The 24237-nt window shown below is 61.9% G+C and carries 24 protein-coding genes, 2 pseudogenes and 1 riboswitch; of the genes and pseudogenes, 15 read left to right on the forward strand and 11 right to left on the reverse strand.

The genetic code is table 11. The features are described 5' to 3' along the window. Positions 1-771: a 3-hydroxybutyrate dehydrogenase gene (locus tag ACYASU_RS02075; protein WP_463581778.1), complete on the forward strand. Its 771-nt coding sequence runs from the start codon at positions 1-3 to the stop codon at positions 769-771. A gap of 265 nt (positions 772-1036) precedes the next feature. On the opposite strand, the gene ACYASU_RS02080 is transcribed toward ACYASU_RS02075, so the two are convergent. Then, positions 1037-2203, reverse strand: coding sequence for a PilT/PilU family type 4a pilus ATPase (locus ACYASU_RS02080; protein ID WP_346630450.1), 1167 nt, complete (start codon positions 2201-2203; stop codon positions 1037-1039). Positions 2204-2414: 211 nt separating this feature from the next. On the opposite strand from ACYASU_RS02080, the gene ACYASU_RS02085 reads away from it, so the two are divergent. After that, positions 2415-2690: a peptidylprolyl isomerase gene (locus ACYASU_RS02085; RefSeq protein WP_463581779.1), complete on the forward strand. Its 276-nt coding sequence runs from the start codon at positions 2415-2417 to the stop codon at positions 2688-2690. A gap of 181 nt (positions 2691-2871) precedes the next feature. Here the strand turns inward: ACYASU_RS02085 and kdgK are convergent, their stop codons facing one another. From kdgK to ACYASU_RS02125, 8 genes are all read right to left on the reverse strand, one after another. Continuing rightward, the gene (gene kdgK / locus ACYASU_RS02090; protein WP_463581780.1) at positions 2872-3813 is read right to left on the reverse strand and encodes a 2-dehydro-3-deoxygluconokinase; all 942 of its coding nucleotides are present in this window, start codon (positions 3811-3813) and stop codon (positions 2872-2874) included. Between the two features lie 12 nt (positions 3814-3825). Further along, positions 3826-5031: an amino acid deaminase gene (locus ACYASU_RS02095; protein ID WP_192173973.1), complete on the reverse strand. Its 1206-nt coding sequence runs from the start codon at positions 5029-5031 to the stop codon at positions 3826-3828. Between the two features lie 45 nt (positions 5032-5076). Then, positions 5077-5838: an IclR family transcriptional regulator gene (locus ACYASU_RS02100; protein ID WP_192173974.1), complete on the reverse strand. Its 762-nt coding sequence runs from the start codon at positions 5836-5838 to the stop codon at positions 5077-5079. A gap of 151 nt (positions 5839-5989) precedes the next feature. Then, positions 5990-6376 (reverse strand): RidA family protein, encoded by a 387-nt coding sequence (locus ACYASU_RS02105; RefSeq protein ID WP_074883073.1) that lies wholly within the window; start codon positions 6374-6376, stop codon positions 5990-5992. A gap of 24 nt (positions 6377-6400) precedes the next feature. Further along, positions 6401-7192, reverse strand: a complete 792-nt coding sequence (locus ACYASU_RS02110; RefSeq protein WP_192173975.1) for an amino acid ABC transporter ATP-binding protein — start codon at positions 7190-7192, stop codon at positions 6401-6403. Further along, positions 7189-7851 (reverse strand): amino acid ABC transporter permease, encoded by a 663-nt coding sequence (locus ACYASU_RS02115; protein ID WP_192173976.1) that lies wholly within the window; start codon positions 7849-7851, stop codon positions 7189-7191. The genes ACYASU_RS02110 and ACYASU_RS02115 overlap by 4 nt, the downstream gene beginning before the upstream one ends. Before the next feature lie 12 nt (positions 7852-7863). Beyond that, positions 7864-8526 carry an amino acid ABC transporter permease gene (locus ACYASU_RS02120; protein ID WP_282372237.1) on the reverse strand — a complete coding sequence of 221 codons (663 nt, stop codon included), beginning with the start codon at positions 8524-8526 and terminating at the stop codon, positions 7864-7866. Positions 8527-8601: 75 nt separating this feature from the next. After that, on the reverse strand, positions 8602-9450 hold the full coding sequence (locus ACYASU_RS02125) for a transporter substrate-binding domain-containing protein (RefSeq protein WP_463581781.1): 849 nt from the start codon (positions 9448-9450) through the stop codon (positions 8602-8604). Positions 9451-10033: 583 nt separating this feature from the next. On the opposite strand from ACYASU_RS02125, the gene ACYASU_RS02130 reads away from it, so the two are divergent. From ACYASU_RS02130 to ACYASU_RS02165, 8 genes and pseudogenes are all read left to right on the forward strand, one after another. Further along, positions 10034-10402 (forward strand): NUDIX hydrolase, encoded by a 369-nt coding sequence (locus ACYASU_RS02130; protein ID WP_192173979.1) that lies wholly within the window; start codon positions 10034-10036, stop codon positions 10400-10402. Between the two features lie 320 nt (positions 10403-10722). Beyond that, positions 10723-11409: pseudogene (locus ACYASU_RS02135) on the forward strand (PAS domain-containing protein); the annotation flags it as partial. Between the two features lie 102 nt (positions 11410-11511). After that, a pseudogene (locus ACYASU_RS02140) lies at positions 11512-11943 on the forward strand (methyl-accepting chemotaxis protein); the annotation flags it as partial. 150 nt (positions 11944-12093) lie between these two features. Then, complete coding sequence (locus ACYASU_RS02145) at positions 12094-12624, forward strand: GAF domain-containing protein (protein ID WP_463581782.1); 531 nt, start codon at positions 12094-12096, stop codon at positions 12622-12624. A gap of 333 nt (positions 12625-12957) precedes the next feature. Then, positions 12958-14544 (forward strand): ABC-F family ATPase, encoded by a 1587-nt coding sequence (locus tag ACYASU_RS02150; protein ID WP_463581783.1) that lies wholly within the window; start codon positions 12958-12960, stop codon positions 14542-14544. Positions 14545-14746: 202 nt separating this feature from the next. Next, positions 14747-15973: an MFS transporter gene (locus ACYASU_RS02155; protein ID WP_463581784.1), complete on the forward strand. Its 1227-nt coding sequence runs from the start codon at positions 14747-14749 to the stop codon at positions 15971-15973. A gap of 233 nt (positions 15974-16206) precedes the next feature. Then, positions 16207-16956 carry an endonuclease/exonuclease/phosphatase family protein gene (locus tag ACYASU_RS02160; protein WP_197984053.1) on the forward strand — a complete coding sequence of 250 codons (750 nt, stop codon included), beginning with the start codon at positions 16207-16209 and terminating at the stop codon, positions 16954-16956. A gap of 129 nt (positions 16957-17085) precedes the next feature. Continuing rightward, positions 17086-17268 carry a con-10 family general stress protein gene (locus ACYASU_RS02165; RefSeq protein WP_282373580.1) on the forward strand — a complete coding sequence of 61 codons (183 nt, stop codon included), beginning with the start codon at positions 17086-17088 and terminating at the stop codon, positions 17266-17268. A 119-nt stretch (positions 17269-17387) separates the two neighbouring features. Here ACYASU_RS02165 and ACYASU_RS02170 read toward each other — a convergent pair whose 3' ends face one another. Next, entirely contained in the window at positions 17388-17552 is a 165-nt protein-coding gene (locus ACYASU_RS02170; RefSeq protein WP_192173996.1) for a hypothetical protein, read from the reverse strand. Positions 17553-17629: 77 nt separating this feature from the next. Further along, the gene (locus ACYASU_RS02175) at positions 17630-18187 is read right to left on the reverse strand and encodes an ATP-dependent Clp protease proteolytic subunit (RefSeq protein ID WP_237254443.1); all 558 of its coding nucleotides are present in this window, start codon (positions 18185-18187) and stop codon (positions 17630-17632) included. A 385-nt stretch (positions 18188-18572) separates the two neighbouring features. On the opposite strand from ACYASU_RS02175, the gene ACYASU_RS02180 reads away from it, so the two are divergent. From ACYASU_RS02180 to ACYASU_RS02200, 5 genes are all read left to right on the forward strand, one after another. Next, on the forward strand, positions 18573-19568 hold the full coding sequence (locus tag ACYASU_RS02180; RefSeq protein ID WP_463581785.1) for an aldo/keto reductase: 996 nt from the start codon (positions 18573-18575) through the stop codon (positions 19566-19568). A gap of 60 nt (positions 19569-19628) precedes the next feature. Further along, positions 19629-20357, forward strand: coding sequence for an aspartate/glutamate racemase family protein (locus tag ACYASU_RS02185; RefSeq protein WP_463581786.1), 729 nt, complete (start codon positions 19629-19631; stop codon positions 20355-20357). Positions 20358-20651: 294 nt separating this feature from the next. Beyond that, positions 20652-20847, forward strand: a riboswitch (cobalamin riboswitch). 142 nt (positions 20848-20989) lie between these two features. Further along, positions 20990-21991 carry an ABC transporter substrate-binding protein gene (locus ACYASU_RS02190; RefSeq protein WP_463581787.1) on the forward strand — a complete coding sequence of 334 codons (1002 nt, stop codon included), beginning with the start codon at positions 20990-20992 and terminating at the stop codon, positions 21989-21991. Between the two features lie 35 nt (positions 21992-22026). Further along, complete coding sequence (locus ACYASU_RS02195) at positions 22027-23034, forward strand: FecCD family ABC transporter permease (protein ID WP_463581788.1); 1008 nt, start codon at positions 22027-22029, stop codon at positions 23032-23034. Continuing rightward, positions 23031-23825 (forward strand): ABC transporter ATP-binding protein, encoded by a 795-nt coding sequence (locus tag ACYASU_RS02200; protein WP_463581789.1) that lies wholly within the window; start codon positions 23031-23033, stop codon positions 23823-23825. Before ACYASU_RS02195 ends, ACYASU_RS02200 begins: the two co-directional genes overlap by 4 nt. Positions 23826-24237: the final 412 nt, after the last annotated feature.

The raw sequence follows: 24237 nt of genomic DNA on the forward strand, positions 1-24237 counted from the left end.
ATGAGTCTGCAAGGCAAAACCGCACTGGTCACCGGCTCCACCAGCGGCATCGGCCTGGGCATCGCGCTGACGCTGGCCAAGGCTGGCGCAAATCTGGTGCTCAATGGCTTCGGCGATGCGTCGGCGGTGATCGACCAGGTCAAGCAGTACGGCGGGAAAGTCGGCCACCACCCGGCGGACGTCAGCGATGTCGCGCAGATCGCCGACATGATTGCCTACGCCGAGCGGGAGTTTGGCGGCGTCGACATTCTGGTCAACAACGCAGGGATTCAGCACGTCGACGCGGTGGAGGATTTCCCGGTGGAGAGCTGGGACAAGATCATTGCCATCAACCTGTCGTCGGTGTTTCACAGCACGCGGCTGTGCCTGCCGGGCATGCGTGCCAAGGGCTGGGGGCGAATCGTGAACATTGCGTCGGTGCATGGCCTGGTGGGTTCGACGGGCAAGGCGGCGTACGTGGCAGCCAAGCACGGCGTCATCGGGTTGACCAAGGTGGTCGGGCTGGAAACCGCTGCAAGCAATGTCACCTGCAACGCCATCTGCCCCGGGTGGGTGCTGACGCCACTGGTGCAGAAGCAGATCGATGATCGCGCTGCGCAGACCGGTGACCTGGAACAGGCGAAGCATGACCTGCTGGCGGAGAAGCAGCCGTCGCTGGAATTCGTGACCCCTTCGCAGCTGGGGGAGTTGACGTTGTTTCTGTGCAGCGAAGCGGGCGCGCAGGTGCGTGGCGCGGCGTGGAATATCGATGGCGGGTGGCTGGCGCGATAGCCGGGGCAAGACCAGTAGGACTGCTTTAGCCGGGAAAGCGTCGGTCGCTACACCTCGAAATGTGTGTTGCTCAAACCGGCCCATTCCCGGCTGAAGCCGGTCCCACAAGGGTACGCGGACATCAGTGGGACTGGCTTTAGCCGGGAAAGCGTCGGTCGCTACACCTCGAAATGTGTAGTGCTCAAACCGGCCTCTTCCCGGCTGAAGCCGGTCCTACAAGGGTACGCGTCGGTGATGACACCGCAAAATCATAGACGAGGAAACCTCAACTCCCCGGCTCATCCCGCTCATCCACCAGCCCCCAATCCTTCACATTCACCTGCGCAGCGGGCTGGGGCGCACGGGGCGCGGTGGCGATGGTGGATGGCCCGTCCTCACTGTGCAATTTCAACCGCAGGCGCACGTTGTTGGCGGAATCCGCATTCTTCAGGGCCTCGTCTTCCGTGATCGCACCCTCCACCGCCAAGTCATACAGCGCGTTGTCGAAGGTTTGCATGCCGAGGTTGGTGGATTTCTCCATGATGCCCTTGAGCTCGGTCAGCTCGTTGCGGTGGATCAGGTCTCGAATGGTCGGCGTGCCCAGCATCACCTCCACTGCCGCACGGCGTTTACCGTCGGTGGTCTTGACCAGCCGCTGGGAGACGAACGCCTTGAGGTTATTGCCCAGATCATGGAGCAGCTGAGGGCGGCGCTCTTCGGGGAAGAAATTGATAATGCGGTCCAGCGCCTGGTTGGCGTTGTTGGCGTGCAACGTCGAGATCGCTAGGTGGCCGGTGTCGGCAAACGCCAGGGCATGCTCCATGGTCTCGCGGTCGCGGATTTCGCCGATCAGGATCACGTCCGGCGCCTGACGCAGGGTGTTCTTCAGCGCCGCGTGGAAGCTACGCGTATCGACGCCCACTTCGCGCTGATTGATGATCGAGCGCTTGTGTTTGTGAATGAACTCCACCGGGTCTTCGATGGTGATGATGTGGCCGCTGGCGTGGCGGTTGCGGTGATCGATCAGTGCCGCCAGGGAGGTCGATTTACCCGAACCGGTGGCGCCGACAAAGAGCACCAGGCCGTGCTTTTCCATGATCACATCGAGCAGGATCGGCGGCAGGTGCAGGTCTTCGAATTTGGGGATGTCGAGCTTGATGTTGCGCGCCACGATCGACACTTCATTGCGCTGCTTGAAGATGTTGATCCGGAAACGCCCGACGCCGGACAGGGAAAACGCCAGGTTCATTTCCAGATCCCGTTCGAAATCCACGCGCTGCTCGGCGTCCATGATGCCGTTGGCGATCAGGCCGACGTCGCCGGGTTTGAACGCTTCCGTGCCCAGCGGCTTGAGCACGCCGTTGAACTTGGCGCAAGGGGGCGCGCCGGTGGACAGGTAAAGGTCCGATCCATCCTGGGTGGCAAGCACCTTCAACAACGCCGGAAAATCCATAAGGCAACACCGCACTAGAGGTTTGAGGAGACTGCAGGCCTACAGTGTGTCGACCTTCGGCCGGTTTCAACGTTCGGGCTGTTTGACTGGCCGGGTCGGGCGTGTCTCAGGTCCGATTTACACGTTCGTCCGGTCAAGGTGTGGGAAATTACCCGAAATCGCGCAGCAAAGGCATAATGCGCGGCTTTTTTATCGAGACGTCCGGACCATCATGAAAGCCCAAGCCCGCCACATTCTGGTCAAGACCGCTGAAGAAGCCGAGCAACTGAAGCAGCGCATTGCCAAGGGCGAGGCGTTCGACGTGCTGGCGAAGAAGTGTTCGACGTGCCCGAGCGGCAAGCGCGGCGGCGATCTGGGTGAGGTGCGGCCAGGCCAGATGGTCGGCGCGATTGACCAGGTGATCTTCAAAAAGCCGTTGCGGACCGTGCATGGTCCGGTCAAAAGCAAATTCGGGTATCACCTGGTGCAGGTGTTTTATCGGGATTGAGGGGCTGTCTCTGCAATTTTGTGGTGATCAGACTGGCCCCTTCCCGGCTGAAGCCGGTCCCACTAAAGCATGGCGTGCATTCAGCGGGATGGGTGGTGAGGACCAGCTGCACGCGCGCGACTCTTTAGTGGGACCGGCTTTAGCCGGGAAGAGACCGGTGGCCACACCATCTATTTCCCATTCAGACCGGCATCACGCTGCGCGGTATCAATGCCCCCGGGTGCTGAATCACCAGGCTCGCCAACTGATGCCCGGCGTTGGCCGCATCTTTTGGACCGCCACCCCGCAAACGCCGAGCCAGATAGGCAGCGCTGAACGAATCCCCCGCCGCCGTGGTGTCGATGACCTTCTGCACGGTGTGCGCCGGCACTTCATAACGCCGGTCGTCGACACTGACGAGACAGCTCTGGGCCCCGCGTTTCACCACCACCTCGCTGACACCCATGGCCCGATAGGTCTGCAGAATCTCCTCGCCGTCGCTGTAGTCGAACAGCGCCTGCTCATCCTCCTCGGTCAGCAGCGCCAGATCGACTTCGTGCATGACTGCGCGATACGCCTGCCGCGCCTGTTCGACGCTGCGCCACAAGCGCGGGCGGTAATTGTTGTCGAACACCACCCTCGCCCCTCGGTCCCGGGCATCGCCAAGGGTCGAGAGCAGCCGCGCCCTGCCCGTTTCACCCAGCACCGCCAGGGTGATGCCGCTGAAATACAGCACGTCGTAATCCGGCAGCGCGGCCAGCACCGGCTCGGCCGCCGGGGTGGTGAAGCATTCACGCACCGCCGCCTCGTTGCGCCAGTAGAGAAAACGTCGCTCCCCGTTGGCGTCGGTCTGAATGCAATACAGCCCCGGCAGCCTCCCCGGCAGACGCTGCACCCGACTCAGACCAATGCCCTCATCTGTCCAGACCTGGCACATGGCGTCGCTGAAACTGTCGTCGCCCAGCGCCGTGACGTAATCCACCTGCGCCGCCGAACCCAGCAGGCGCGACAGGTACACCGCGGTGTTCAGCGTGTCGCCGCCGAAGCTCTGCTTGAGCGTGCCGTTGGCGTGCTGTTGCAACTCGATCATGCATTCGCCGATCAGCGCGACGCGCGGATAGCTGTGACTGACCATTTCACTCATCGCAAACTCCTGTCAGAAGCAGGTATCGAAGGATTCGATGACGCACAGATCATCACCCACCAGGCAACCCGTGCGCCATTTGTCGAAGGTCAGGCACGGGTGCGAGGTGCCGAACGAAATGATATCGCCCACTTTCAATTCGCAACCGGGCGCGACGGTCATGAACGCGTGCTGGTCCATCACAGCAGTGACTTTGCACGCGCTGACGTCCTCGCCAATCGCCGGCACCGCCCCCGGCGCATAGCGCTTGATCGGGTTGGGCATGCCGGCATCGAACGCCACGTCGCGTTTGCCCATGGCGATCACCGCAAAACCCGGCTCCGGCATCGACTGCACGTGGGCCCAGACCTCCATCGCTGGCTGCAAACCCTCGCTCAGGTCGTGACGTCGATCGAGCACGCAGCACTGCGCGTCTTTGTAAATGCCGTGGTCGTGGACCACGTAACTGCCGGGGCGCAACACGCTCAGGAAACGCTCGCGCACCTGCTGTTTGTCGAATTCTTCGGCGATCAAGTCGTACCAGGCCGACCCCGACGCCGTGACGATCGGGCGATCCAGCGCAAACGCGCCCTTGTCCTGCAGCGTCACGGCCAGCCGCACCAGCGACGTGGCGAACGCGCGAATGCCGCTCACGGCTTGGTCGCCATGGATCACGCCCTCGTAGCCTTCGATGCCGGTCAGCTTCAGCGCCGGTTGCGCGGCGATGGCGTCGGCCAGGGCCATGACCTCGGCTTCACTGCGGCAACCGCAACGTCCACCGACCACGCCGTACTCGATCATCACATTCAAGTTCAGGCCCTTGGCGGCGAAGAACTCGCCCAGCGCCTTGACGTTGTCCGGGTGATCGACCATGCAGTGAAAGTCGAACATCCCGTCGGTGAGCATCTCGGCGATGATCGCCATGTTCGGCGCGCCGACCAGTTGATTGGCCATCAGCACGCGACGCACGCCATGAGCGTAGGCCGCGCGGGTCTGCACCGCCGTGGCGAGGGTCATGCCCCACGCGCCGTGCTGCAACTGCCGCAGAAACAGCGCCGGGACCATGCTGGTCTTGCCGTGGGGCGCGAGCTCGGCGCCGCTGTCACTCACGAACTTCTGCATCCAGCGCAGGTTGTGCTCCAGCGCCGTGTCGTGGATCACCAGCGCGGGCAGGCTGACGTCGCGCACCAGGTGGTCGCCGGGTTGCGTGGCGCCTTTTTCAATCGCGGCAATGCTCATCTCTGTTCTCCTGAATTTTTTGTTCGAGTGTACGTAAGGCCGACGCTATTCGATGACGCGCCGGGCCAGACCGTTGGCGGTGTCAATCAGCACGCGCCGGTAATGATCGTAATGGGCGGTGGCGTCTGCGCGCGGGGCGACGATGCACAGGGTCGCGATGCAGATGCCCTGTTTGTCCCGCACCGGCGCGGCGAAGCAATGGGTGAAGGTGTCGGCGATGCTGTCGAAGGAAAAGAAGCCGTCGTCGTGGGCCTTGCGGATCTCGGCGAGAAACGTCTCGATCGGCAGGCGCTGGCCGTCCGGCAGGATGAAGTCCTCGTCGTCGATCAGGTCGATGATCGCCTGATCGGTGAGGTGCCCGAGCAGCAGCCGCCCCGAGGCGGTCCACGGGATCGGCGCGTCCTCGCCGATGTCCGACGAAATACGAAAATGCCGCGCGCCTTCTTTCATCAGCGCGACGGTGTATTTGCGGCCGTTGAGCAGGCACATCTGCGCGGTTTCCCGGGTCTGCTCGACGATTTCACCCAAGCTGACTTCGGCCTCGCGAGTGAAGTCGAAGTGACGCAGATGCGCCTGCCCAAGGAAGTACAACTGCCGGCCCAGGTACACATGGCCATCCTTGCCGACGGTCTCGAGGACGCGCCGCTCCAGCAGCGAACTGACCAGCTCATACACCGTCGATTTCGGGCTGCCGATGCCACTGGCGATCTCGTTGGGCCGCATCGGCGTGCCGGTTTCCTTGAGAAAATCGAGAATATCGAACGCTCGGTCTAAACCACGGGCCCGGCGTTTGATGTCTTCGGTCATAAGAGCAGCTCCAGGCTAAAGGGCGCGGATGCAAAAACGCCTTTAGCCTTTAAAAATGGGGTAGGCAATTGGGCTGCAAGCTTCAAGCGGCACGTGTTGCATCAGCGCTCTACCGACTTGCAGCTTGCAGCTTAAAGCTTGCCGCTGCTCCTTACTTTTTCTTGTAGGCAATGCAATCGATCTCGACCTTGCAGTCGACCATCATGTTGGCCTGCACGCAGGCGCGGGCCGGGGCATGTTCCGGGGAAAAATACTCGCCGAAAACCTTGTTAAAGCTCCAGAAATCACGGGGGTCTTCCAGCCACACGCCAACGCGCACCACGTCTTCCAGGCCGTAACCGGCCTCGGTCAGGATGGCCACCAGGTTCTGCATGGTTTTATGGGTCTGCTCGACGATCCCGCCGTTGATGATCTCACCGTTTTCGGCCGGCACCTGCCCCGACACATGCAGCCAGCCATCGGCTTCGACGGCGCGGGCGAATGGACGTGGCTGGCCGCCACCTGCGGTACTGCCGGCACCGTAACGAGTAATGCTCATGAAAATCTCCTTTGATTGAGCGTCTTAAAAACGAATGTTCTTGAGGAATTCAGCCAGACGCGCTGACTTGGGTTGTTCGAATAATGCCTTGGGCGGGCCCTGCTCTTCGATACGGCCCTGGTTCATGAACACGATCTGATCGGACACCTCGTAGGCGAAGCGCATCTCGTGGGTCACCAGCAACATGGTCATGCCCTCTTCCGCCAGGCCCTTGATCACGCTGAGCACCTCGCCCACCAGCTCCGGGTCCAGCGCCGACGTGACCTCGTCGAACAACATCAGGCTCGGGTTCATGGCAATGGCGCGGGCAATCGCCACGCGCTGCTGCTGACCGCCGGACAACTGACCGGGAAAGTGATTGCGCCGCTCCAGCAGGCCCACGCGCTCCAGCCACTTTTCGGCCAGCGCAACGGCCTGGTCCTTGGGCAGCTTTTTTACTTTGAGCAGGCCGAGGGTAACGTTCTGCAGCGCGGTCAAGTGCGGGAACAGGTTGAACTGCTGAAACGCCATGCCGGTCATCGCCCGGTGCTGCGCGATGAGTTTTTCCGGATGACGCACGCGCTTGCCACTGACGTCGCTGTAGCCGATGTCCTGACCTTCGAGACGAATGTGCCCGCCCTGAAATTCTTCCAGCAGATTGACGCAACGCAACAGCGTGGTTTTGCCCGAGCCGCTGGAGCCGATCAGCGTCACCACGTTGCCTTTGTTCATCTTCAGGTCGACGCCCTTGAGCACTTCAACCGGGCCATAGGATTTGTGCAGCCCTTCGATGCTCAATAGAGCCGGAGCGGCAGGTGCGGTTTGAGTCTGTGTCATGGCAAGGCCACCCGTTTTTCGATTTGCCGCCCAAGAAGCTCGATGGCGTAGTTGATGACGAAGAAGAGAAAGCCGGCGAACAGGTAAAACTCGAGGGTCATGAAGTTGCGCGCGATGACCTGCTGGGTGCTGAGAAGCAGCTCGGCCACGCCGATCACCGAGAGCAGGGTCGAGGCCTTGACGATCTCGGTAGACGAATTGACCCAGGTCGGCAATATCTGCCGCAGCGCTTGAGGCAACAGCACATAACTGAGGGACTGACCGAACGTCAGGCCGATGGCCTTGCCCGCTTCCAGTTGCCCGCGCGGGATGGCCTGCAAGGCACCGCGCGCGATCTCGGCGACATGGGAGCCGCAAAACAGCGTCAGGCCCAGCGCACCGGCCTGGAACGCGCCGATCTGCCAGCCCAGCGCCGGTGCCATGTAGAAGCAGGCCAGCACCAGGACAAACACGGGCGTGCCGCGAATCAGATCGACGTAGGCGCGAAACGGCAGGCGCGCCCACCATTTCCCGTAGGTCAGGATCAGCCCGGCGAACACGCCGATCACCGTGCCGAACACGATCGCCAGTCCCGCGCACTGCACGCTGGTGAGAAACCCTGCCCACAACGCCTCCCGGGCAATCCACAATTCATGCAACCAACTGGGTTGTTCGTACATGGTCCGGGCCTCCTAGCGGCGAATCGCCAGACGCTGCTCGAGGTAACGCAGCAGCATGGCAATGAGGTAACAGGCCGCGACGTACAGCGCCGTGGTCACCAGCCAGGTTTCAATCACCCGGTAGCTCTCGACGTTGATCTTGCGCGCGTAATAGGTCAGTTCCGGCACCGCGATGGCGGCGGCCAGGGACGTGTCCTTGAACAGCGAAATGAAGTTGTTCGACAGTGCCGGCAGCACATTGCGCAGCATCACCGGGACGACGATGTAAGCGCGCACCTGCCATTCGCCGAGGCCGATCGCCAGCCCCGCTTCACGCTGGCCCTTGTGAATGCTCAGCAGCCCTGCGCGGAACACTTCGGTCAGGTACGCCCCGGCATACAGCGACAGGGTGATGATGAACGACGGGATCTTGTCCAGACGAATACCGAGCCCGGGCAAGGCGAAGTAGATCAACAGGATCAGCACCAGAATCGGCGTGTTGCGCACCACGGTGACGTAAACCGACGCCACGATGCGCAGGGCCCGATAGCGCGACAGCATCGCAAACGCGGCCATCATGCCGATCACGCACCCGATGGCGATGGAGATCAGGGCCAGTTCCAGGCCGAGCCCCAGCCCCGCCAGCAGACTGGGGAAATCCCGCCAGACCGCTGCAAAATTCAGCTGATAATTCATGGTCAGCAGTACCTGGGGCGGGACGGCACCACGGCCGTCCTCGCCCGCTTCAGTGGGCGACGCAAGCGGCGCGGGTTATTTGTATTCCATCGGGAAACCGATCGCAGGGGTCGGCAGGTCCACGCCGAACCACTTCTTGAACGACTCGGCATACGTCGGGAACTCGACCCCGGTCATGGCTTCATGCAGGGCGGTGTTGACGAAGTTCAGCCAGTCCTGATCACCACGCTTCACGGCGCAGGCGTAGGTCTGCGGGCTCCAGGCGAACGCGGGCGAGCGATAGCGACCGGGGTTCTGCACCATCAGGTATTTCACCGACGACTGATCGGTGGCCGCCGCATCGGCACGACCGGAGTTGATGGCCTGGTACATCAGGTCGACGCTGTCGTACTGATCAACCTTCGCCTTGGGCAGCGCCTGATGCACCAGCTCTTCGGCATAGACGTTTTGCAGCACGGCAACGGTGACGCCATCGCCGGCGCCTTTCAGGTCATCGATTTCCTTGTACTTGCTGTTGGTCGGCAGCAACAGCGCGACGCCTTCGCGGTAGTAAGGCAGGGTGAAGGCCACCTGCTGGGCGCGGCTGGCGGTGACGGTGATGAACTGGCAGCTCATGTCGACTTTGTCGGTCAGCAGGTTCGGGATGCGCGCGTCGGAAGACTGCACGACGAACTCGACTTTGCTCGGGTCATTGAACAGGCCCTTGGCGACGATCCGCGCGATGTCGATATCAAAACCCTGCAACTTGCCGTCTGCACCCTGGAAGTGCCAAGGGGCATTGGTGCTCCCCGTACCCACGATCAGATGGCCACGTTGCAGAACGCTGTCGAGCTTGCTGTCAGCGGCGTATGCCGTCGTCGCAAACGTCGCTGCTGTTATCAGGGCCAGTGCACAAGCTTTCAAAGAAAGGGATCCGCGCCACATGAGAGAAACTCCGCCGGTTGTATTTATTCCGCTATAGCGGAACACTGTTTGCCACAACGGAATAGACAGCAGAAATTGTGCCACAGACCTGGGCGCTAGAAGAAGGCGCAAGAATCATCGGTGTTTTCAATCACATGGGTGCAGAGGCAGGCGCGTGCAGATCGAAACCTGGCGCGGGCCGAGAGAATTCAGCGCTACGGATTACCCCACGCAGTGAGCATTGGGCCCCATCGGTGTGCGCCCCGCGCCAGAAACGGGCATCACCTCTTACCTCCGCCGACCGTTCATCGCGCCAAGGGCACGATCGCCTTGGTGTGACCCCTAAACATCGCGCCACTTCAGTAGTGGCACTTTGGGCTGTGCTGGGTCCAGCCCAGGCCGCTACAACACGCCGCCGGGCGGGTTGACGAAAAACTCCCCCCACTCTAGCTATGGTTTTGCTGTGACCGGCCGATTTATGTGGAGGTCAAGGGAACATTGGCACCGTTACTGCTTCAAACGTCTTTATGAAGCTTTTATGACAACCGCGTGAACATGCACGGACGGCAGGCGCTTTTACGGGTTGTACGGTGGAGGAACGCCAATGAAAGAACGAGCCACAGTCATTTGCCGCAGGGACAATCAGATCCTCTACGTGCGCAAATCCAAAGCTCGCTGGAACCTGCCGGGCGGCAAGGTCGAAGCCGATGAATCGCCCGCGCAGGCGGCTGCGCGAGAACTACGTGAAGAGACCGGACTGATCCTGGAAGACCTGGCGTACATCACCCGGTTTGAAGGTGGCACTGTGTTGCACCACGTGTTCGAAGTGTCGGTGACGATGATCGCCACCCCTGCCCCCCATAATGAAATTGCCGACTGCAAGTGGTTTACCACTGAAGAGCTGGGCAGCCAGAAAGTCAGGCCTTCTGCGAAGTCCATCGTGAAAGCTTTTCTGACCAACGCTATTTATTAACTGTTGTTGAGAGCTGTTCACAGGTTTTTCACATCGAGGGCGGTAGTCTTCAATTGCTCCTCCAAGACTGACTTTAAGCCCGCACCCCCCATCGCGGGCTTTTTCTTGTCCGGAATTCCTTGTCAGCGCCCTCCTTTTATCCACGCATGATCTATACACATTCTGACGACCGGGCTTAATTTCGGCATACGAACGCCGACATCAAGCAGAGGATATCCAAGGAGCGGCAGATGTTTAATTCCAAAGTCAAAAAGCAGGTGGCCACACTAAGCTCGGAGCTGGTCACGCTCAAAAATTTTCATGACGCCCTCATGCAGGAGATGCTGTCGCTGACGGTGGATTCCGACCTGCGCATCACGGACGCCAACAGCAAGTTCTGCGCAGCAATCGGTTACTCCCACGATGAACTGGTCGGCAACCCCATGGCGGCATTTATCCCTTCCTACGTGGCGACCATGCCATGCTTTCGCAACTTCAAGGCCGCAGCCACCAGCGGCACGGCAGTGACCGACGACTACCGCTTCGTCAGCAAAGGCGGTTCGCTGATCTGGCTTCACGCCACCTGGTCGCCATTGAAAGATGAGCAAGGTCGCCTCGTCGCCTTCAAATGTCTGGCCACCAACGTCACCGCCGAAGTCAACAAGGCCCGGGAAAACGAGTCGTTCATCAATGCCCTGCTGCGGTCGACAGCGGTCATCGAATTCGACCTCGGCGGCCACGTGCTGAAGGCTAACCAGTCCTTCCTCCAGGAAATGGGCTACAGCCAGGATCAGATTCTCGGCAAGCACCACAGCCTGTTCTGTGACCCGAAATTCGCCGCCACCGAAGATTACAAAACCTTCTGGAAACGCCTGAACAACGGTGAGTTCGTGGCAGACCGGTTCAAACGCTTGAACAGCCGTGGCGATGAAGTCTGGCTGGAAGCGACGTACAACCCGGTCCACGACACCCAGGGCAAACTTTACAAAGTGGTGAAATTCGCCACTGTCATTACTGATCAGGTACATCGCGAAGCGGAAATCAGCGTCGCGGCGGGCACTGCCTTCGAAATCTCCCAGCGCACCGATGTCTCGGCCCAGCGTGGAGCAGCGGTGATCAACAACACTGTGGAAACCATGAACGGCATTGCCGACCAGATGCTTTCCGCCTCCCATGGCATGGAAGCGCTGGGCAAGCAATCGCTGCTGATCAGCACCATCGTGCAAACCATCGGTGGCATCGCCCAGCAGACCAACTTGCTGGCCCTCAATGCCGCCATCGAAGCGGCCCGCGCCGGTGAACAAGGGCGTGGCTTTGCCGTCGTGGCGGATGAAGTGCGTCAGTTGGCCGGGCGCACCAGCACGGCCACCGAGGAAATTGTCGCGGTGGTGCAACAGAACCAGAAACTGGTGGATGACGTGGTCAAGGACATGGGCAGCACGCGGGTTCAGGCCGAACAGGGCCTGTCGCTGGCCAACCAGGCGGGCAGCGTGATCGTGGAAATTCAGGAGGGCGCGCGGCAGGTCGTGGGGGCGGTGCAGCGATTTACCCACCAGCTCTGACGGACTCGGCTGCATCTTTTCGACGATCGGCCCCATGGCAAATGGTCGCAGAGAGCCGAGGGGGAGGATACGGGTGCAGCACAAGATGCTAATCTGCGCGACGTACATGCCCCGGCCGGTACGCCACTACACATCGATATGGAGCCTACAATGGCTTTGGATTCCCTGCTCTGCCCGGATTTGCTGACCATTGCCGAGCGTTCGGCGATCGCCGAGGTTGAGGCCACGACGAACATCCTCAGACTCGTGACCCGGCTGACCGGCATGCGTTTTGCGGGCATCGCCAAGTTCACCGACGCCGAGTGGGTCGCCTGCGCGGTCTATGACGAGATTCACATCGGTATCCAGGAAGGCGAAGTCCTGGAGCTGGAAACGACCCTGTGTAACGAGCTGATCGAAAACCCGAAGGCGCTGATCATCCCCAGCATCAGCAAAAGCGAGCGCTATGCCGGTCGCCCGGTGGTCAAGCGTTACGCCATCGAAAGCTACATCGGCGTACCGATCTCCCTGCCCGACGGCCAACTCTTCGGCGCGCTTTGCCTGCTCGACTCCAAGGCCAGCACCTTCGAGAACCCCGACCTCGTCGAAACCCTGGGCCTCTTCTCCCGTCTGATCGGCTGCATCGTGTTTTCCCATTACTCCACGGTGAACAAAGTCAGAACGCAGGTCGAGCACGCTTGATCAGGTGATCCTCACCGGCGAGCGGCGGTAGGTGGATAACCAAGACGGTGTTACACTGCCGCGCCTTGAATTCGCATGCGCCGCCTGAGCCTATCGCGGGGTCTCAGCGCACTGCCCGAACCTGTGCGTCTGCTGCCGTACAGCAAGCGTGGCCGATGCATGTCGGTCCCCCGCTGAACCCGTATCGGACGCTGCTCCCGTTCACCCATCTTCATCAGGTCATGTCCCCGACACGGGTGACGTGCAGGCTGCTGGTTGGATCACGAGCAATCGCCACCAGGCGTCGAAGGCCATCGCCAATCAGCCCCCTTGTAAACAATCCAGGATAAGCAATTGATTTCCACAGCTAACATCACCATGCAGTTTGGCGCCAAGCCGCTGTTCGAGAACGTTTCGGTCAAATTCGGCGGTGGCAATCGCTATGGCCTCATCGGCGCCAATGGCTGTGGCAAGTCCACCTTCATGAAGATCCTCGGCGGCGATCTGGAGCCGTCTGGCGGCCAGGTGATGCTTGAGCCGAACGTGCGTCTGGGTAAATTGCGCCAGGACCAGTTCGCCTACGAAGACTTCACCGTTATCGACACCGTGATCATGGGCCACGAAGAGCTGTGGAAGGTCAAGGCCGAGCGCGATCGCATCTACTCCCTGCCGGAAATGACCGAAGAAGACGGCATGGCTGTCGCCGAGCTGGAAACCGAATTCGCTGAAATGGACGGCTACACCGCCGAATCCCGTGCCGGTGAGCTGTTGCTCGGTCTGGGCATTGGCATCGAGCAGCACAACGGGCCGATGAGCGAAGTGTCGCCGGGCTGGAAGCTGCGCGTGTTGCTGGCCCAGGCGCTGTTCTCCGATCCTGAAGTGCTGTTGCTCGACGAACCGACCAACCACCTGGACATCAACACCATTCGCTGGCTGGAAAACATCCTGACCCAGCGTTCCAGCCTGATGATCATCATTTCTCACGACCGTCACTTCCTCAACAGCGTGTGCACCCACATGGCTGACCTGGATTACGGCGAGCTGCGCCTGTTCCCGGGCAACTACGACGAGTACATGACCGTGGCGACCCAGTCCCGCGAGCAGTTGCTGTCGGACAACGCCAAGAAGAAAGCCCAGATCTCCGAGTTGCAGTCGTTCGTCAGCCGCTTCTCGGCCAACGCCTCGAAAGCCAAGCAGGCCACGTCCCGCGCCAAGGCGATCGACAAGATCCAGCTGGCCGAGGTCAAGCCGTCGAGCCGCGTCAGCCCGTTCATCCGCTTCGATCAGAACAAGAAGCTGCACCGTCAGGCGGTCATCATTGACCAAATGGCCAAAGGCTTCGACGGCAAGACGCTGTTCAAGAACTTCAGCTTCCAGGTTGAAGCCGGCGAGCGCGTTGCGATCATCGGCCCGAACGGTATCGGTAAAACCACTCTGCTGCGCACCCTGGTCAATGAGCTGACCCCGGATGCCGGCACGATCAAGTGGACCGATGCGGCGGAGCTGGGTTACTACGCCCAGGACCACGCCCACGACTTCGAAGACGATGTCACCCTGTTCGACTGGATGGGGCAATGGACTCAAGGTGAGCAAGTCATTCGTGGCACCCTGGGCCGGATGCTGTTCTCCAACGACGAGATCCTCAAGTCGGTCAAGGTGATTTCAGGTGGTGAGCAAGGCCGCATGCTGTTCGGCAAGCTGATCCTGCAGAAGCCGAACGTGCTGATCATGGACGAACCGACCAACCACCTGGACATGGAGTCGATCGAGGCGCTGAACCTGGCGCTGGAGAACTACCCGGGCACGCTGATCTTCGTCAGCCACGACCGCGAGTTCGTCTCGTCCCTGGCCACCCGCATCATCGAGCTGAGCCCAAGTGGCGTGACCGACTTCAGCGGCACCTACGACGATTACCTGCGCAGCCAGGGCGTCGCGTTCTGATCAGGGTCATGCACTGACAGAGCCATGCTGAAAACAAGAAGCCCCGTCCATCGTGACGGGGCTTTTTTGTGACAGCAGGACCGGCCGGGAAAGGGCGAGTCCGGGTGTCCTCTGATTCCGGAGAAAAACCGTTAGCCAGCTTTCATTTCCTGACACCACGGGCGATGATGCGGCACTCCCACCGCTCCAGCGAAGAGTCCCCATGCCTGCCGCCCTGCCGCCCGATGCGCCTGCCCATTCCCCCACCCATGACGCCAGTTCGATGGCGATCACGCTGCAAATCGTCTCCATCGTCGTCTACACCTTCATCGCCTTCCTGTGCATTGGTTTGCCCATCGCGGTGATGCCTGGCTACGTGCACAACCAGCTGGGCTTCAGCGCGGTGGTCGCGGGGCTGGTGATCGGCGCCCAGTACCTGGCGACGCTGTTGAGTCGTCCAGTGGCCGGACGCATCTGCGACACCATCGGCACCAAGCGCGCCATCGTTTACGGGCTGTCGGGCATCGCGTTGAGCGGCGTGCTGACGTTGGCAGCAATCCTTCTGGAGCGTTTCGCCGGAGTCAGTCTGACCATCCTGATCATCGCTCGCTTGTTCCTCGGTGCGTCCCAGGGCTTGATCGGCGTCGGCACCATCAGCTGGTGCATCGGCCAGGTCGGTTCGGAGCACACCGCCCGCTCTATCTCGTGGAACGGCATCGCGTCCTACGGCGCCATTGCGATCGGCGCGCCGCTGGGGGTGGTGATGGTCGGCGCGCTGGGCTTTGCCAGCCTGGGCGTGGTGCTGTTCGTGCTGGCCGCCGGGGCACTGTTGTTGATCCGCAACAAGCCGGCGATCCCTGTGGTGCGCGGCGAGCGCCTGCCGTTCTTCTCGGTGTTCGGCCGGGTGGCGCCGTTCGGCCTGAGCCTGACCCTGTCCTCTATCGGCTACGGCACACTGACCACGTTCATCACCCTGTTTTACCTGGCCCGTGGCTGGGAAGGCGCGGCCTGGTGCCTGACCGTGTTCGGCGTCTGCTTCATCTTGGCGCGGTTGCTGTTCATCAATGCGATCAACCGCTTCGGCGGCTTTCGCTCGGCGATCGTCTGCATCTCGGTGGAAACCCTGGGGCTGTTGCTGCTGTGGCTGGCACCCGATACCACTTTCGCCCTGATCGGCGCGGGGCTGACCGGTTTTGGTTTGTCGCTGGTGTACCCGGCACTGGGCGTGGAAGCCATCAAGCAGGTGCCCAACAGCAGTCGCGGCGCGGGGCTCAGCGCCTATGCGGTGTTCTTCGACCTGGCCCTGGCCATTGCCGGACCGCTGATGGGCGCGGTGGCGCTGGGCATGGGCTACGGCTGGATTTTCTTCTTCGCGGCGTTGTTGTCGGTGGCGGCGTTGACGCTGGCAGTGGTGCTGTCGCGCAGGGCGCCGGTCGACACGCGGGTGTAGCGAGCGCAGCGTCTCAAAGCTTCCCGGCTGAAGCCGGTCCTACAGAGGGAAGAGGCCGGCGACTCTGCAACAGCGCTCACTCGCTGTTGAAATCCCCCGGCCACAGCCCGTCCCACCTAAAAGCTGAACTGCCGCCTCGCGTCCCGGTCCGAATAGCACATCCCCCGAACAGGAGTGAGGGCGTGACCCCCGATCCCGCTGGCTCGAACGCTACCCCTCCGGACCCGGCCACGTTGCGCGAAGTCCACAAACTGCGCGTGCTGACCGTGAACACCCACAAGGGCTTCACCGCCCTGAACCGGCGTTTCATACTGCCGGAGTTGCGTGAAGCCGTGCGCAGCACCGGTGCCGACCTGGTGTTTCTCCAGGAAGTCCTCGGCGGCCATGACCGCCACGCCGCCAAGTACGAAGACTGGCCCGACACGCCGCACTACGAATTCCTCGCCGACAGTATGTGGACGGACTTCGCCTACGGCCGCAACGCGGTCTACCCGGACGGCCATCACGGCAACGCGCTGCTGTCCAAATACCCGATCCTGCATTACCGCAATCTGGACATCTCGATCACCGGGCCGGAACGCCGCGGCTTGCTGCATTGCGTGCTGCAAGTGCCAGGGCATGCCGAGGTACACGCGATTTGCGTGCACCTCAGCCTGCTGGAAAGCCATCGCCAGTTGCAGCTGAACCTGCTCTGCGACCTGCTCGACTCCCTGCCCGAGGATGCACCGGTGGTGATCGCCGGCGACTTCAACGACTGGCAGCTGCAGGGCAACAAGCGCCTGCAGCGCTGCGGCTACCTGCATGAGGCCTTCGAGCGCAGTCAGGGGCGGCTGGCGAAGACCTACCCGGCTCGCTTCCCGATGCTGCGTCTGGACCGCATCTACCTGCGCAACGCCACCAGCCACCAGCCGAAAATCCTCGGCACGCGGCCGTGGACCCATCTGTCCGATCACCTGCCGCTGACCGTCGAAGTGCACATGTAACAGCGGGCATTACTCGTCACCGCCGTTGGTCTGCCAGTCAAGCGACGGGTTAAACCATTGCGTGAACGCCCCCTCACAGCTAAGGCGAGGTACTTGTCTCGCCTTCTCAATAACAAGAGGTCTGCGATCATGGCTAACACCGGAAAGTCGAACCCTGGCAATTTTGCGAACGATAAAGAGAAAGCGTCCGAAGCCGGCAAGAAAGGCGGACAGGCTTCAGGCAGCGGCAATGCCGGAAGCGATATGAAGAAAGAATCGGGTGCAGGCGCGAGCGGCACCGGCAAGAAAGGCGGCTCAGGCGGCAAGTCGTAACGACGTGCGGGTGAGTGAAGCGAGCGAGGGCCAAGGCTCTCGCTCTTTTGTTTGAGCATCAGTCAAAAAAGCAATGTACGCCTCATAGCAAGCACACGTGTCAGCGGCACCCTCCTCCCTCATTTATCCGGATCGATCAGCGGCACCGTCGCGTCCCGATCAAACTGTGAACCCGGGTCTTCGTTGCCCGGATCCATGTCGGCGTCAAATCCTGTCTCTTCGTCACCCGGCTGGGGAGCGGGGCGCGGCGGAACGGGTGCAGCGTCAGGTGTATGGGATTGCATGGCAGTCACCTCTCATTTCAATGTGGCCAATAATAGAGTCAGAGGGCTCGACAACGACCGGGTTCAATGGATCGAGCTTAGCTGGCGCTGACGGTCCAGTGCACGGCGTCTTCGGCAAACTGCAATTGCTCGACACGATGGGCAATGCCGCACGCCAGCGAATCTTCGGCGCGGATCACCTTCTCCTCCGCTGACAGGCAGCGCCCGATGTCCAGCGGGTGCACGGCGCTCACGGTCTCGCTCTGATAGATATTTACGTAGCGCTGCAGGTCGTTGTCCAGGCTGCGCAGGTATTCGCGCATGCGTGAGTGGTCCACCGAGCTCTGGTTGAAGTACCAGCTCATGGGGTGGATCAGAAACCGCGAGTGGGGGCAGACGATCCGCTCCTGAGCCGCCAGGTAGATGACGATGCCCATGGATTCGATGTTGCCGCTGTTCAACGCACGGATCGGCACTTTCAGGGATTTCAGGAAGTTGTACAGCGTGAATCCCAGTGCGGTGCTGCCGCCGGCGGTCGACAGATTCAGCAGCAATCCGGTCGCGCCCTTGCCGAGGGCTTCGAGGCAGCGATCGCGAAAATGCTCGGTGCTGGCCTGATCGACACCGCAGTGGAAATGAATGATGTGCTCGCTCATCGGCGGCCTCGCTGGTCATGGATGGCGTACTCACGGGCCTCTTCCCGGCTAAAGCCGGTCCTACCAAGAATCCCGGCGCCTTCGTAGGACCGGCTTCAGCCGGGAAGGCGTCGGACGCCACTCCGCAAATACAGGCTATGGGCAATCCTCAAATCTGTGCCGTCGACGGATCTATCTGAAATGTTGAAATTCGCACGCGTGGCTAAAGTCGCATGGGATGAGGATAGCCGCTCGCCGAGCATGTGAAAGCACACGCTCGCCCATTCCGAAGAACCCCTGCGGCAATCAACAGTCAGTAAAGAAGCTTCGCCGGTTTCATCGTGCTCGATCCGGGCCATGAACCGCGCGCCATCCAACACGCCCCACCGCACAGGACACCCCCCCAATGAGTCTGCACGACAAGATCATCGGCCGCCTCGGCTTCGGCTCCGCGCCGCTGGGCAACATGTTCCGCACCATCGACGAAGAGGAAGCAGCGGCCACCGTTCAATCCGCCTGGGACCAGGGCATTCGCTATTTCGACACCGCGCCCATCTACGGCGCCGGCTTGTCCGAGCAGCGCCTGGGCAGGGCCCTCGCCGGCGTCCCCCGCGACCAGTACACCCTGAGCACCAAAGTCGGCCGGCTGATTTCCGACGAGATCGACACCGAGACCCGCAGCGGCCCGTTCGCCGAGGGCCTGAAAAACAAGATCGTCACCGACTATTCCGCCGACGCCACGCTGCGTTCCATTGAAGCGAGCCTGGAGCGGTTGAACACTGATCGTCTGGATATCGTGTTTGTCCACGACGTCGCGCAGGACGCCCACGGCGATGCCTGGACCGAGCATTTCAACATCGCCCGCACCGGCGCTTTCCGTGCCCTCACCCGCCTGCGCGAAGAAGGCGTGATCAAGGCCTGGGGCCTGGGCGTCAACCGCGTCGAGCCGTGCGAACTGACGCTGGATCTGGAAGAAGCCCAGCCCGATGGTTTCCTGCTCGCCGGCCGCTATTCGCTGCTCGATCACGACCAACCGCTGCAACGGCTGTTCGACAAGGCCCGTCAGCACAACGCCGAGTTCGTCGTCGGCGGGCCTTACAGCTCCGGCGTGTTGGTGGGCGGCAAGCATTTCGAGTATCAGGAGGCGTCGCCAGCGATGCTGGACAAGGTGGCGCACATCCAGGAGATCGCCCGTCAGTACCAAGTGGACATCAAGTCCGCAGCGCTGCAATTTGTCCTTGCCAACCCCCTGGTGGCGGCGGTGATTCCGGGTGCCAGCCGCCCGTCGCGGATCATCGAGGACGTCACCGCGCTTAACGCACAGGTGCCGGATGGTTTCTGGCAGGCCATGCGCGATCAGGGCTTCATCGCCCTGCAGGCGCCCGTGCCGATGAAAGACTGATATCGTGGGCAACGACGCCGGGCCAGACGCCCGGCCTTGTTTTCTGCGCGAGATCTGTCCATGCGAATTCTGATCGTCAACGTCAACACCACCGAATCCATGACCGAGACCATTGCCGAGCAGGCCCGCAGCGTGGCCTCGCCTGGCACCGAGATCATCGGCCTGACCCCGCGCTTCGGCGCCGAGTCGGTGGAAGGCAATTTCGAAAGTTACCTCGCGGCCATCGCGGTGATGGACCGGGTGATGTCCTACGAAGGGCCCTATGACGCCGTGATTCAAGCGGGTTACGGCGAACACGGCCGCGAGGGTTTGCAGGAGTTGCTCGAGGTGCCGGTGGTGGACATCACCGAAGCGGCGGCCAGCCTGGCGATGCTGCTGGGGCATAAATACGCGGTGGTCACCACGCTGGACCGCACCGTGCCGCTGATTGAAGACCGTCTAAAGCTGGCCGGCGTGTACGAACGCTGCGCCTCGGTGCGGGCCAGCGGCATGAGCGTACTGGAGCTGGAGGAATCGCCGGAGCGTGCGGTCGAGGCCATCGTCGAGCAGGCCATGGAAGCGGTGAGTCGGGACAAGGCCGAGGTGATTTGCCTGGGCTGCGGCGGCATGGCCGGCCTGGATCAACTCATCCGTGACCGCGCCGGCGTGCCCGTGGTGGATGGCGTGACCGCTGCGGTGGCACTGGCGGAATCACTGGTGCGTCTGGGGTTGAAGACCTCGAAAGTGCGGACCTATGCGACGCCACGGCCGAAGAAGATCGTGGGTTGGCCGTTTAAGCCGCTGGTCTGAAGATCGTTGGTTGGCCGTTCAAGCCGCTGGACCAACGACGCCCGTGCGGCCAACGCAAAACCCCTGTAGGAGTGAGCTTGCTCGCGAAGACTGAATTCCAGCCGCCGAAGATTTAGCGAAAGTTCGGGCATCTTCGTGAGCAAGCTCACTCCCACAGGTTTTGCATCTGCTTCAGGCGCTGCATCTCCTTCAGCTTTTGCATCTCCCGCAGGTTTAGTGCTGCTGCCGCTACTGCAAGGTGTTTAGCCGCGCTCCGGCGCACGGCCTCCGCATTAGCCTCCACCCGCCGAATCGTTTAGTATCCCCGCCGCCGGTTTCCGCTCGGAATTAATAGGGAATCCCCAGGCGCGTGCTGCGCGCTGAAAGGGAACTGTCCCCGCAACTGTAGGCGCTGAGCCCTGCTTCCTGTTTGCCACTGGGTGACCCCGGGAAGGCCGAAGCACGGCGATGAAGCGCCAGTCAGGAGACCTGCCGGCCAGCATATTCATTCACCGGCGGGGTGTCCGGGGAAGGACTCCCGTTCGTGCGTCGTTCGCGCGCGCTGTGCTCGCCCTCATCGTAGGAGCGCCTGTCGGGATGGACTTTCCAGTGCCTGCTTCGCCAAGCATTCAGGCTATCTGGAGATCGCTTTCATGCCGCTGCGCCGCCTCGCCGCCCTGCTCGTCACCCTGACCTTGCCCACTGCCGCCCTCGCGGCGTCGACGGTTTACCCCTTGACCGTGGACAACTGCGGCCAAGCGCTGACCTTCACCCACGCCCCGCAGAAAACCGTGACCATCGGCCAGGCGGCCACCGAGATGCTCTATGCCCTCGGACTGGGCCCGAACGTCGTCGGCACGTCGCTGTGGTTCAACCCCGTCCTGGCCCAGTACCAAACCCTCAACAACGGCATCGCTCGGCTCGCGGATAACGCGCCGAGTTTTGAATCGGTGATCGGCAAACGCCCGGATTTCGTTCCGGTGCAGTTCGAGTGGATGGTCGGGCCACAGGGCGCCGTTGGCACCCGCGAGCAGTTTCGCGACCTGGGCATCCCGACCTACATCCTGCCGTCCGATTGCGAGGGCAAGAACAACCGGGTCGGCGCCGACGGCACGCGCCTCGAAGCCTTCCGCATCGACACGCTGTACAAAAGCCTGCGGCAGCTGGCGCAGATTTTCGACGTGCAGGACCGTGGCGAACGGCTGATCGCGGATTACCAGGCGCGGCTGGCCCGGGCCGTTGCACAGGCGAACGCCCATGCCAACCCGCCCGTCTCGGCGGTGTTCTGGTTTTCCAGCCCGGACATCAACGTCGACCCCTACGTCGCCGGACGCAAGGGCATTCCCAACTTCATGCTCGACACCCTCGGCATGCGTAACGTCATCGACTCCGACGAGGAATGGCCGACCGTGGGCTGGGAAACCATCGCCAAGGCCAACCCGACGGTGCTGGTCATCGCGCGGATGGACCGCCGCCGCTTCCCGGCCGACGATCACGAGAAGAAGCTGGCCTTCCTCCGCTCGGACCCGGTCACACGGAATATGGATGCGGTGAAAAACAATCGCATCGTAGTCATGGACGCCAGCGCCATGGAGTCCAGCGTGCGGCTGTTTGACGGCATCGAACAACTGGCTCAGGCCACTCATCCGCAATGATGCCGCTCCGTATTCCTCGCTCAAGCATCGTCCGAATGTTCGGCCACGGCGCTTGGGCGACCGCGTTGCTGGCGCTGGCGGTGCTGGCGGGCGTGGCGATCGGCGAGACGTCGATCGGCCTGCCGGTGATCGTTCAGGTGCTGGCGAACAAGCTGTGGGCCGCGGGCTATCCCCTCGACCCCATCGACGAGGGCATCGTCTGGAATTACCGCCTGACCCGGGCCATCGTGGCCGCCACTTGCGGCGCAGGGCTGGCGGTGTCGGGCTTGGTCTTGCAATCGCTACTGCGCAACCCGCTGGCCGATCCCTACTTGCTGGGCATTTCCGCCGGGGCTTCGACCGGCGCAGTGCTGGTGGCGATCATCGGCATCGGTGCCGGGACGATTTCCCTGTCCACCGGCGCGTTTGCCGGCGCAATCGCCGCCTTCGCGCTGGTCGCCCTGCTCGCCCGCTCCTCTCGGGGCCAGACCGCTGCCGGCCAGATCATCCTGGCGGGCATTGCCGGGTCCCAGCTGTTCAACGCCCTGACCTCCTTCCTGATCACCAAGTCGGCCAATGCCGAGCAGGCCCGCGGGATTATGTTCTGGTTGCTGGGCAATCTCAGCGGCGTGCGCTGGTCGTCGGTGGCGCTGTCGGTGCCGGTCGTGGTGCTCGGCTTGCTGGTGTGCCTGTGGCATCGGCGCGCGCTGGATGCGTTCACGTTCGGCAGCGATTCAGCGGCGTCCCTGGGCATTCCGGTGCGCCGGGTGCAGGCCGTGCTGATTCTCACCGCCGCGCTGATGACGGCGGTGATGGTGTCGATCGTCGGGTCCATCGGCTTCGTCGGTCTGGTGATTCCCCACGCGGTGCGCCTGATGGCCGGGGTACGTCATGCCCGCTTGTTGCCCTTGAGCGCCCTGATTGGCGCGCTGTTCATGATTGCCGCCGATGTGCTGTCGCGCACCTTGATCAAGGGTCAGGTGTTGCCGATCGGGGTCATCACGGCGCTGGTGGGCGCGCCGGTTTTTGCCATGATTCTGGTCCGCGGGAATCGTCCTCGATGAACGCCCGTGAGGAGGTGCCCGGCACCATGCTGGAAGGGAGTGACCTGAGTTATTCGGTCAAGGGCGCGCAACTGCTCAGTGGGGTGAGCCTGGCGATTCGGCCGGGGGAAAACCTGGGGATCGTCGGGCCGAATGGCTCGGGGAAGTCGACGCTGCTGAAGCTGCTGGCGGGGATTCAAAAGCCGTCTCGGGGCGACGTTCACTTGGGCGGGAGGCGCTTGTCGTCGCTGAGCCGGCGGGACATTGCGCGGCAGGTGGCGGTGGTGGAGCAGCACGCGCAGACGGGGGATTCGATCAGTCTGTTGCAGGCGGTTGAGTTGGGCCGTACGCCGTGGCTGTCGGCGCTGGCGCCGTGGGGCGCGGACGATGACCGGATTGTGGCGCAGGCGCTGGCGGATGTGAGTTTGCAGCACTTGGGGCATCGGGCGTGGCATACGTTGTCGGGTGGGGAGCAGCAGCGGGGTCATATTGCGCGGGCTTTGGCGCAGCGGCCGCAGGTGTTGTTGCTGGATGAGCCAACGAATCATCTGGATATTCAGCAGCAGTTGTCGATTTTGCGGTTGGTGCAGGATTTGCCGGTGACGACGGTGGTGGCGTTGCATGATTTGAATCAGGCGCTGGGGTGTGATCGTCTGGCGGTGATGGACGGCGGGCGGTTGGTGGCGTTGGGTTCGCCCTTTGATGTGTTGTCGCCGGAGTTATTGGGTGAGGTTTTCGGGGTGCGGGGGCATTGGTTGGTTGATCCGTTTGACGGGGCTCGTCTATTGCGGTTGCGGGCGGGTTCCCCTTAAAGATCAAGATACTTGAGATCAAGGGCGTCCGCCTGGGGCGGACTGTTTCGCCTTCGGCGAGTTACTTGGAAAAGCACCCCAAGTAACCAAGGGTGCCTGCTCCTGGTTGGGCCCTTCGTTCCTCAGGGTTCCTTCACTCCGGTCTCGCTCCGTGGGCCCGCGCCGAACGGACATCCATGTCCTGACGGCGCTCTTGCCGCATCCATGCGGCTCGGCCCACTCCGCGAGACCTCCGTTCAGCCTGCACCCAAGTCGCGTTTTGCGGTGTTTGAGCCTTTTGGGTATGAAGATCAAGAGCAGATCAAAGGCTTCCCGGCTGAAGCCGGTCCTACAGTGAGGTCACGCGTCCCTCACTGGCTGGACGCGGTCTCGTAGGACTGGCTTTAGCCGGGAAGAGGCCAGTTCAGGCGCT

This window comes from Pseudomonas sp. HP_12, assembly GCF_055283955.1.